This is a genomic window from Aliivibrio sifiae, assembly GCF_002954715.1.
GTDB lineage: Bacteria > Pseudomonadota > Gammaproteobacteria > Enterobacterales > Vibrionaceae > Aliivibrio > Aliivibrio sifiae.
This window is the reverse complement of the sequence record NZ_MSCP01000002.1, coordinates 971,832-981,835: the sequence shown is the minus strand read 5'-3', so window position 1 is coordinate 981,835 and position 10,004 is coordinate 971,832. Positions and strand designations below refer to the sequence as shown.

The window sequence follows — 10,004 nt, the reverse complement described above, 5'->3', positions numbered from 1 at the left end:
TTTTTATAAGGAGTCATCAGGTGATAGAGATACTTAGTGGGTTACTTACTCCAGTAATTGCAATTATTGCAACTTATATTGCATACCAACAGTGGAAATTAAATAAGCAAAAATTAATGCTCGAGAAGTACGATCGAAGATTAAAAATATACGAAGAAGTAAAAAAAGTACTAATTTTAATAACTCGTGATGCGGAAATTTCTCATAAAAATTTACTCGAATTCAATATTTCTGTATCTGAAGCGGATTTTTTATTTAGACATGAAATTTCAGATTATTTACAAGAAATATACAAAAGAGGTTTGAATTTACATCGATGGAATCGTAAATATAAAGACAACACACAAATTAAACCAGAAGGATATAATCATGATGAGGTTGTGGATGGTATGGATTTTGAGTTAACTTGGTTAACTGAGCAATTTAATCCAGCTAAAGAAAAGTTTAAAAAGTATTTAGATATCAGTAAATAAAAACTTAACAAATGCATCAACACGATTTACTACACTCGGCATCTCAGGTTGTCGGGTGTTTCTCGTTTTAAGGCGTCAATTTTAAGTATAATTGCCTGTAGTAAACGTGTTATGCAGGCGTTGTGCGTACTGAGTCCGAATTTTTTTGCACGGTTCATCAAAAGGATCGCGGCTTTCGTAGTTTTGGCTTAGTAAGCGTTCCTTTCTTCTTTGTTGCCTTTTGGTTTTCGTATCATTACGTTTGGCAAATTAGCCCTTATTTCCCTAAGTTCAGGCGTTTCAGAGGCTAATTTACGCTTCAATTGTTCTTTGGTTATGCCTCATTTTATTCTGCATCAGTGTTTTGCTCGTAGCATTTTCAATCCCAGTTGTGGTTAGGATATTTGGTTTATCAGTTTCAAATCTGCTGAGACCAAGTCGTTCAAATGGCGCAAAAAATGTATCTGTTTTCCATTCACTTTATCTCGCAATTTAAGAACATTTTGTTCGCTTAATTGCCATCGGTAAATTAGAATCAGGGCTTAGAAAATCTTGGCAGGGCAGTTCTTTATCAAGTTAGCCAAGCCGAAAGTAAGCACGCACAACAATCGCATCAACACGATTTATTACATTCGGCGTTCTGGGTTTGTCTTGGGTTTCGTGATTAAGGCGGTAAAATTCAGGTTGGTCTGCATGGTAATAAACGTGTTATGCCAGCGTTATACGTTTCGAAAAATTTGGATGAGGAATCTATGAAATTTAGTAAGTTAATGGAATTTAAGGCTGACGAAGCGGGTAATATTGATATTGACGAACTTGTACTTCATTTGCCGAATACCCCGCTAGATGTAATTGAGCAATTTTATTCTGATCATGGAAGAAATAGTCAATTTCAAGAACAATATGAAAATATTGATATTTCTAAATTAAAATGGGAGTTAGTTGAATTGAGTTACGATGATATTGCTCATACATCAATTTTCTCTGAATTTGAAAATTGGTCAACAACTTGTAAGATGAAGTCAGAACGGGTGTCTATTGATAATGATTGGAATTTTATCGGCCACAATCGAGCAACTGTGCAACATTGGAAAGGAAATTCAACATGGTTAAGATCTCCAATTATGTTTTTAAGTAAATCCAATTATCATCTTGTTGAAGGTCACTCTAGATATGGTTGTTTAACAGGACTAGTTAATTCGGGGATAATCTCTTCAAAGAAAACTCATCAAGTGTGGGTAGCAAACGTATAACAAATGCATCAACACGATTTGCTACACTCGGCGTTGTCAGTTTGCCTTTAGTTTCAGTGATTAAGGCGTTAAAATTCAGCTAGGTCTGTATCGTAGCAAACGTGTTATGCAGGCGTTATATGCTGGTGTGCATCATCGGTAATAAAAGCGGAATTAAGGAATAATAATGAAAGTAAAAGAATTACAAGAAAAGTTGGCTAATTTAGATTCAGATCTTCAGTTAATTTTTTATACTGAAGATGAAGGGATGCTTAAAGGCAAGGAATCATTTAAACTTTTTGAGATGCTAGACGTTAGTGTTATTGATGCAGAGCGGGTGCGTGATGTGCATGGTAAACCTACATTAGTTATTGGTAAATCTGAAGAAGCTATATCAATGGCGGTTCTTAATATAAGCAGTGATTTTTAAATAGAATAAGGTATTTAAAATGAAGAACGGTGGAAATCATAACTCATATTGTTCATGTCCTACATGTCAGAAAATTGGTGGGGGGCATTATACACACTGTGTTTGCCCTACATGTCAAAAAATGGGTGGCGGTCACTATTCATACTGTGTATGTCCTATTTGCCAAAAGATGGGGGGGGACCATTATTCATATTGTACTTGTCCACAATGTCAAAAAATGGGGTAGCTCACCCTTAGATTTATAAAATAAGCATATAACAAATGCATCAACACGATTTGCTACATTCGGCATTCTAGGTTTCTTTGAGTTTATCGTGTTAAGTGGTAAATTTGAGCTTAATCTGCATAGTAGCAAACGTGTTATGCAGGCGTTATGTTTACAGTGTAAATCTTTAATTTATGATGTTGTTTTTATTTGGATGAAACGATTTTGAGATACTTATTTTTAGGGTTATTTGCTGTGTTTTTGACTGGTTGTTCTGTAGCTACTGATATTTATGATGCTCAACAGCTTAGAATCAAAAATGAAAAAATTAATAAATTGAATGATAAAAAATTTGAGGAATATGGCGCTTGTTTCGTTTCATTTGATGCTAACGTTTCTTTAGAGTTACTAAAAAATAGAAACCTAACAAAAAAGATAGGAAACGGTATCAATAAATATGGTAATTATACTGAGGGTTTCTGGATTTATACGCAAACTGATCAAGCTAATACCAAGGTAGAAATAGCAACAATGAATGATATTTTGATACTTCCATTAGAGGTCGGTGCTCAAGTTATGTCTAAGTCTAAAAAGTTGGGTGCAATTATTTCTGATAAGGGCAATTTATCTGTAGGGTATTTTTCAAAAAATAAATTTGATTGTTTAGAAAGAAATGATTTTGCTAATGTAAGTTTAGTTAGTTCTAAGTTACTTGATTAGTTTTAATTATCAAACTCTTATAGAGTAAACATAACAAATGCATCAACACGATTTGCTACACTCGGCGTTGTCAGTTTGCCTTTAATTTCAGTGATTAAGGCAATAAAATTCAGCTAGGTCTGTATCGTAGCAAACGTGTTATGCAGGCGTTGTGCGTACTGAGTCCGAAATTTTTTGCACGGTTCATCAAAAGGATCGCGGCTTTCGTAGTTTCGGCTTAGTAAGCGTTCTTTTCTTCTTTGTTGCCTTTTGGTTTCCATTTCATCAGGTTCGGCAAATTAGCCCTTATTTCCCCAAGTTCAGGCGTTTCAGAAGCTATTTCACGCTTCAATTGTTCTTTGGCTATGCCTCATTTTAGTCTGCATCCGTGTTTTCCTTGCAGTATTTCCAATCCCAATTGTGGCTAATATATTTGGTTTTTCAGTTCCAAACTTGTTGAAACCAAACCGTTCAAATGGCGTAAGAAATGTATCTGTTTCTATTTACTTTATCTCGCAATTTAAGAACATTTTGTTCGCTTAATTGTTATCGGTAAATTAGAATCAGGGCTTAGAAAATCTTGGCAAAGCAGTTCTTTACCAAGTTGACCAAGCCGAAAGTAAGCACGCACAACAATCGCATCAACACGATTTATTACATTCGGCGTTCTGGGTTTGTCTTTAGTTTTGTGATTATGGCAGTAAAATTCAGGTTGGTCTGCATGGTAATAAACGTGTTATGCCAGCGTTATGTGAATTTTTAGAGGATTTAATATGGTAGATATAGCTAGTATTTCAGCAGGGATCTCTTCAATAAAAGTAGCGTTAGATATAACGAAAGAGTTAAGAAGTATTGATTCATCACTTAAAGATGCAGAAGTTAAGTTAAAGTTGGCTGAATTAATAGAAACGCTCTCCGATGCTAAGATTTCAATGTCTGAAATACGCGAAGAAAATCAAGATCTCAGACTTAAAATAAAAGAATTGGAAGAAAAACTTAATCAAACTGAAGAAGTTGAGTTTAGAAATGGTCATTACTTTTTAAAAAACCCTAAAGATGGGAAAGCAAATGGGCCATTTTGTGCAAAATGTTATACTGATAACGATAAGTTAATTCCTGAATCTGAGTTACCATCTAGATTTCATAGGCTTGGTAAGTATCAATGTCCAAAATGTAGTTCAACCACAATGTAATTCACATAACAAAGCAATCAACACGATTTACTACATTCGGCGTTGTAGGTTTGCCTTTAGTTTCAGTGATTAAGGCTGTGAAATTCAGCTAAGTCTATGTCGTAGTAAACGTGTTATTGCGGCGTTATACGAATAAGGGAATAAAATGGAACAACATTATTTGAATTCATCATTTAGAGAAAAGCTTATTGAACACTCATTAATCAGTGAGTTACTTAAAATATCATGGAAAAATAAATCTTGTTCTATCGAAATATCAAAACCGGAAGTTGATAATCAAGGTTATGACTTAATTATGGAAGATTTGGGCATGATTCGACATGTTCAATTGAAAACATCTCATATCGGTTCAAGTACAAGTAAACAGAAAGTACATATTGCATTAGCTAACAAACCATCTGGTTGCATGGTTTGGGTGTACTTTAATGAAGCTACTTTAGAGTTAGGTCCATTTTTATTCTTTGGTAATAATCCAAATGAGCAATTACCTAGTATCGTAGATTTTCCTATTGCTAAGCACAGTAAAGGAAATGCTGAAGGTGTTAAAAATGAACGCCCGTCAATTCGTATCATTTCTAAGTCTAAATTTGAGGTTATCAATACGATAGAAGAGTTATATCAAAGGCTGTTCGAATTCGTATAACAAAGCAATCAACACGATGCTAATTACACTCGGCATTCGCGGTTTAGAGTATAATTGGTTTGGAAAGTCAGTCGTTCGCACGTGTTATTGCGGCGTTAGCCGTCATCAATCAATTTATAGTAAGAGGGATAGAATTGAGTTCTCCAATATTAGAAGCGCTTCCAGCGTTGCATGTGACAATTATCGGTGTAGTTGCTGCATTTTTCTCTGCTTTTGCAATTTATGCTTATCAAAAAGTAAATGACGCTAAGGAGAAATTAGAAGACGCTTTAAAACATAGTATGTCTGTTAGTACTCCAAATACTATGATGTTTAATGGCAACAATATCTACGTTAATGAAGATGGATCATTGAATTGGGATAACAATGGTAAAGAAGCATTGAGAAGAGCAACTATGTTGTACTCATATTTAGATTATGAGGAAAAATATGGAATCCCGAGAAGTTCTCACCAAAGTGAGCCAAGTTCAGAAGATGTAATATCTGCATGTAATGAGCTTTTTTCACTTTTTACTACGATATTTACTACTTACCCATTTTGGAATAATAATTTAGTTCATATTGAAGGGCAAACGGATAAAGTTGCTAAGCTATGCTCAAAGGAGTTTGACGCTAAACGTATTCAAGAGATGCACCGGATTGTTAGCTATTTAAATTGGACTTGGAATACAAATAACCGCTCACTAATGACTCTAGCAAGTTATGCCATTGAATTTACAAAACAGAAACAGTTAAAGGAACAAACTGAGATGTTTGAAAAACAAATGGCAGAAATGCCTTATCAAATGGATGAGAATGAAAAGCAAAAAATTTGGAAGCAGTTTCATTTACCTCATATAAATAAGGTTACTGATTTTCAAGGAGTATTTGTTAGTTACTTTGAAAAATCTCATGTTGTTGAAAAAGAGGTTATTCCATTATTGTCAGTAGCTATCTCTAACTTTAATACCTACAACGAAACTTTTCGTGTAAAAGAAACAACATTAAAAGTGATTACATTAATAATGTTCAATATGCTTTTTGGGGTTTTGCTGCCGTTAGTTACTCTTAATTTACTTGTTGGTGTTCAGTTTGAATGGTCTAATTTCTGGTTTAGTTCTTTTGAATACTTTGTACTGTTTTTAACGATGTTCCCATACTTGTGGGCAGGTAAATTCTTATTTGATAAAGTTAAAAAATTAAATTTTGCCTAAACGGCTAACAAATGCATCAACACGATTTACTACATTCGGCATTCTAGGTTTCTTTGGTTTTACCGTGTTAAGTGGTAAATTTAGGCTTAATCTGCATGGTAGCAAACGTGTTATGCAGGCGTTATATGGCTTTATGGAAATAGTGGAAGTAAAAATGTCAAAAATTGAAATTACAGAAGAAACTCTTAGACTTCCTGCTTTTAAGATCATGATTAGCTTTATGTTCTACATTGTTGCAGTTGGGGCTGTTTTGGTTGCAGGTGTAGCTACAGCTATAGTGTTTAAAGACTTTGCTCATTTAGGTAGAGCTGGAGCCGTTATAACTCTTATAGCAATAAGTATGGCGTATAAAGATTTTTGTCTTAATTTAAAAAATCTAAGCTTCAATGAGGCAGCTAAACTATTTGGAAAAAATGAGTTATATAAAATTTGGGCAGAGAGTTTTGTTAAGAAGTACCGTGTTCGTCTTAAAGAACTTTACCCTAAATTTTCGGTTAAAAATGCATTCGAACTAATTGAAGAAATTAACTATATTAGTGCTGGTGAGTTTAAAACAAAAGAGCAATACTTAGCTAAGTGGTTAGAGGAAATGTTAAATATATGGTCTCGAAATTTAAGAGTTTGGGAGTTTAGAATTCTTTTTTTAGGTACGTTGCTTTGGGCTTTCTCAGACTTGATAAATAAGCTTTTAGGTTGGTAACTTTCGCCATATAACAAATGCATCAACACGATTTGCTACACTCGGCGTTGTCAGTTTGCCTTTAGTTTCAGTGATTAAGGCGTTAAAATTCAGCTAGGTCTGTATCGTAGCAAACGTGTTATGCAGGCGTTATGTCGCTTTTGAAAGGCTGTATTAATAATTACCGCATTCTATTTTGCTATGGTAATATGATTCTTTTTATTGAGAGTAATACTAAATGAGTAAGCTTAAAGGATTAATCGCTACTTCTCTTATATTTTTGAGTGCATCTTCTTACGCTAATGTTAATGAACACGTTAAAGAATCTGGTAATCAATTTTATATTGGTGCTGATTTATCGATGGCTAATAATGTTGAGCTTGAAGTAGGAAATGGGTCAGCAGAAGAATCAAGTGATTTAGGTTACAACTTTGTCGCAGGTTATGAATTTGATACGCATCGAGTGGTAAAACCTAGTATTGAAGCTGAGTATCGAACATTTGGTGAAATTGATAATAGCGGTTCTTCAAGTTCTGATGGGGATGCTTTTTTTATTAACGCTAAGGCTAAATTGTTTGTTCTCTATGATTTTGGCAATATCTATTTTGCTCCAATGATAGGTGTTGGGCAAATAGATATTGATGTTAAAGACAGCGCTAATCAAAATTATTCAAAAACAGAAACAGGTTATCAGTTGGGTGCTGAAATTGGAACTCGATTACCGCAAGGTGTTGATTTGAATTTAGGGTATCGAGCAGCATTTACAGAAATTGAAGAAGCTAACTTAACGTTAACTGGCTTTTATTTAGGTGCTCGTTATTTCTTCTAAAATCAGCGACATAACAAATGCATCAACACGATTTACTACACTCGGCATCCTCAGTTTGCCGGGTGTTTCTCGTTTTAAGGCATCAATTTTAAGTATAATTGCATAGTAGTAAACGTGTTATGCAGGCGTTATGTGCAAATTAGGAAAGTATGGAGAAATGATATATGGAAAAGTGGCTAATAGAGGTAAAAGAAGCATTAAGTGAAGCACTGAAAGCTATTTCAAATGGCGATATACCACAAGAAAACCTATATCAGTTAGCATCACTTTTCTACTCAAAGCGTAATCATATGAATAATAGCTCATTGTTTGAGGCTATGAATCATGAAATTGATGAACAGGTTAAGTCTGATAGGTTATATAATCCTAACTCTAAACTTCATTATAAGTTTCATTTCGTATCATCTTATCTAATTTGTTTCGTGATAGCAGGGAAAATAGATGAGTTTACCTATGATCAAGTAATGGATTTCGTTAACCAAGAAATGGATCTATTTGAAGAGTAGCTCGGAGCTAAAATTAGCACATAACAAATGCATCAACACGATTTGCTACATTCGGCGTTGTCAGTTTGCCTTTAGTTTCAGTGATTAAGGCGGTAAAATTTAGGTAAGTCTGTATAGTAGCAAACGTGTTATGCAGGCGTTAGCTGCTTTCAAAAGGAAATAAATTAATGGGATATTTTTCAGAACTTTCAATTTCGATGAATGAAGGTCCACAAATTTCAGAATTAGATAAGAATGTATGCTCTGAATGTGTTGTTGATTCTGCACTTCAACATTTAGTCAACGCAAATCTCACTTCAAATGTATGTGACTATTGTGGTGAAGAAGATGAAGGTGCTTTCATTGCGGCACCATTTAATACTGTCATGTTTAGAATTTATGAATCAGTGGCAAAAGAGTACTCAGATGCACAAGATGTTGATATGCCATGGGTTGAAAAGGAATGGCTTCAAGATCAGACGTATATTCAAGAAGTTTTGATGGAGTTTGATCCTGGCTGGGACTCACAATTTTCAGAAGATGTTGCAGATTGTTTTGATCCTTGCACATACTGGGTTAGACATTCTGACGGTGACTGGTCAATTAGTGACCCTAGTGACACATTATTTTATGGCTGGGAAAGTTTCAAAGAGCAGGTGTTAACTAAAACTCGTTATTTATTTCTAGCTGAACCAGAAGATGAGTTCTCTGCTGGACGACCTGATTATATCCCTATCGCTAGTATGCTTGATGCTCTTGGTAATACTTGTATTAAAGAGAAAATGGTTACAGTGATCCCTGCTGGTACAGAGTTTTATCGTGTAAGGCATGCTCCAAATAAAGAAATGTTTTCAACATTTTCTGAAATGGGTGTTCCGCCAATTGGTGTAGCAACAGCTGGTCGAATGAACCCTGCAGGAATATCATACTTATATTTAGCGTATGAAAAAGAAACAGCTGAAAAAGAAGTATTAGAGTGGTCTAAAAGATGGTTTACAGCTAAATATAAAACTAAAATAGATATTCCTATTATTGATTTTTCTGTCGCGCCTCGAGTACCAAGTATTTTTGAACCAGAACTTTACGAAAGTAGACATAATCGGTATTTTTTGCATGCTTTTATTAAAGATCTGATTGCTCCGGTTACGAAAGATGGCAAAGAGCACGTGGATTATGTTCCAACACAAATAGTATCAGAGTATTTTCGTTATAAATTCAAAGATGAAAATGGTGATGGTGTTATGGGATTAAAGTATCCGAGTGTTAAAGATGATAAGGGGACAAATATTGCTATTTTCTCCTCAAATAACGAGGAGTTGGAAGAGTTTTTTGAATTACTTAAAATTCAAGAATGCAGCTAACAAATGCATCAACACGATTTACTACACTCGGCATCTCAGGTTGTCGGGTGTTTCTCGTTTTAAGGCGTCAATTTTGAGTATAATTGCATAGTAGTAAACGTGTTATGCAGGCGTTGTGCGTACTGAGTCCGAAATTTTTTTCACGGTTCATCAAAAGGATCGAGGCTTTCGTAGTTTCGGCTTAGTAAGTGTGAATTTCTTCTTTGTTTCCTTTTTGTTTTCATTTCATCTGGTTCGGCAAATTAGCCCTTATTTCCCTAAGTTCAGGCGTTTCAGAAGCTATTTTACGCTTCAATTGTTCTTTGGTTATGCCTCATTTTAGTTTGCATCAGTGTTTTCCTCGCAGTATTTTCAATCCCAATTGTTGTTAGGATATTTGGTTTATCAGTTCCAAATCTGCTGAAACCAAGCCATTCAAATGGTGTAAGAAATGTATCTGTTTTCCATTCGCTTTATCTCGCAATTTAAGAACATTTTGTTCGCTTAATTACTATTGGTAAATTAGAATCAGGACTTAGAAAATCTTGGCAGGGCAGTTCCTTACCAAGCTAGCCAAGCCGAAAGTAAGCACGCACAACAATCGCATCAACACGATTTATTACA

Annotated in this window: 11 protein-coding genes; all 11 read left to right on the top strand. The window is 34.7% G+C overall.

The window, feature by feature from the left end; translation table 11 throughout:
• A partial coding sequence (locus BTO23_RS15715; protein WP_211295936.1) for a hypothetical protein occupies positions 1-473 on the top strand: 473 nt, incomplete at its 5' end.
• 731 nt (positions 474-1,204) lie between these two features.
• Complete coding sequence (locus tag BTO23_RS15705) at positions 1,205-1,705, top strand: hypothetical protein (protein ID WP_146107801.1); 501 nt, start codon at positions 1,205-1,207, stop codon at positions 1,703-1,705.
• A 166-nt stretch (positions 1,706-1,871) separates the two neighbouring features.
• The gene (locus BTO23_RS15700; RefSeq protein WP_105063985.1) at positions 1,872-2,114 is read left to right on the top strand and encodes a hypothetical protein; all 243 of its coding nucleotides are present in this window, start codon (positions 1,872-1,874) and stop codon (positions 2,112-2,114) included.
• Between the two features lie 415 nt (positions 2,115-2,529).
• Positions 2,530-3,039 (top strand): hypothetical protein, encoded by a 510-nt coding sequence (locus tag BTO23_RS15685; protein ID WP_146107800.1) that lies wholly within the window; start codon positions 2,530-2,532, stop codon positions 3,037-3,039.
• Between the two features lie 752 nt (positions 3,040-3,791).
• A complete protein-coding gene (locus tag BTO23_RS15675; RefSeq protein ID WP_105063981.1) occupies positions 3,792-4,211 on the top strand; it encodes a hypothetical protein in 420 nt (139 codons plus the stop codon).
• 145 nt (positions 4,212-4,356) lie between these two features.
• A complete protein-coding gene (locus BTO23_RS15670) occupies positions 4,357-4,854 on the top strand; it encodes a hypothetical protein (RefSeq protein WP_061030689.1) in 498 nt (165 codons plus the stop codon).
• 134 nt (positions 4,855-4,988) lie between these two features.
• The gene (locus BTO23_RS15665) at positions 4,989-6,047 is read left to right on the top strand and encodes a hypothetical protein (RefSeq protein WP_146107799.1); all 1,059 of its coding nucleotides are present in this window, start codon (positions 4,989-4,991) and stop codon (positions 6,045-6,047) included.
• Between the two features lie 154 nt (positions 6,048-6,201).
• Positions 6,202-6,747: a hypothetical protein gene (locus BTO23_RS15660; protein WP_170066759.1), complete on the top strand. Its 546-nt coding sequence runs from the start codon at positions 6,202-6,204 to the stop codon at positions 6,745-6,747.
• A gap of 217 nt (positions 6,748-6,964) precedes the next feature.
• Positions 6,965-7,555: an outer membrane beta-barrel protein gene (locus BTO23_RS15655; RefSeq protein ID WP_105063978.1), complete on the top strand. Its 591-nt coding sequence runs from the start codon at positions 6,965-6,967 to the stop codon at positions 7,553-7,555.
• A 164-nt stretch (positions 7,556-7,719) separates the two neighbouring features.
• Entirely contained in the window at positions 7,720-8,061 is a 342-nt protein-coding gene (locus BTO23_RS15650; RefSeq protein WP_105063977.1) for a hypothetical protein, read from the top strand.
• 167 nt (positions 8,062-8,228) lie between these two features.
• On the top strand, positions 8,229-9,401 hold the full coding sequence (locus tag BTO23_RS15645; RefSeq protein ID WP_105063976.1) for a HEPN-associated N-terminal domain-containing protein: 1,173 nt from the start codon (positions 8,229-8,231) through the stop codon (positions 9,399-9,401).
• Positions 9,402-10,004 lie beyond the last annotated feature (603 nt).

Bases quoted from the DNA above. Each gene is read 5' to 3' on its own strand.
- BTO23_RS15705 (WP_146107801.1), top strand. From the start codon at position 1,205: ATGAAATTTAGTAAGTTAATGGAATTTAAGGCTGACGAAGCGGGTAAT.
- BTO23_RS15700 (WP_105063985.1), top strand. From the start codon at position 1,872: ATGAAAGTAAAAGAATTACAAGAAAAGTTGGCTAATTTAGATTCAGAT.
- BTO23_RS15675 (WP_105063981.1), top strand. From the start codon at position 3,792: ATGGTAGATATAGCTAGTATTTCAGCAGGGATCTCTTCAATAAAAGTA.
- BTO23_RS15670 (WP_061030689.1), top strand. From the start codon at position 4,357: ATGGAACAACATTATTTGAATTCATCATTTAGAGAAAAGCTTATTGAA.
- BTO23_RS15660 (WP_170066759.1), top strand. From the start codon at position 6,202: ATGTCAAAAATTGAAATTACAGAAGAAACTCTTAGACTTCCTGCTTTT.
- BTO23_RS15655 (WP_105063978.1), top strand. From the start codon at position 6,965: ATGAGTAAGCTTAAAGGATTAATCGCTACTTCTCTTATATTTTTGAGT.
- BTO23_RS15650 (WP_105063977.1), top strand. From the start codon at position 7,720: ATGGAAAAGTGGCTAATAGAGGTAAAAGAAGCATTAAGTGAAGCACTG.
- BTO23_RS15645 (WP_105063976.1), top strand. From the start codon at position 8,229: ATGGGATATTTTTCAGAACTTTCAATTTCGATGAATGAAGGTCCACAA.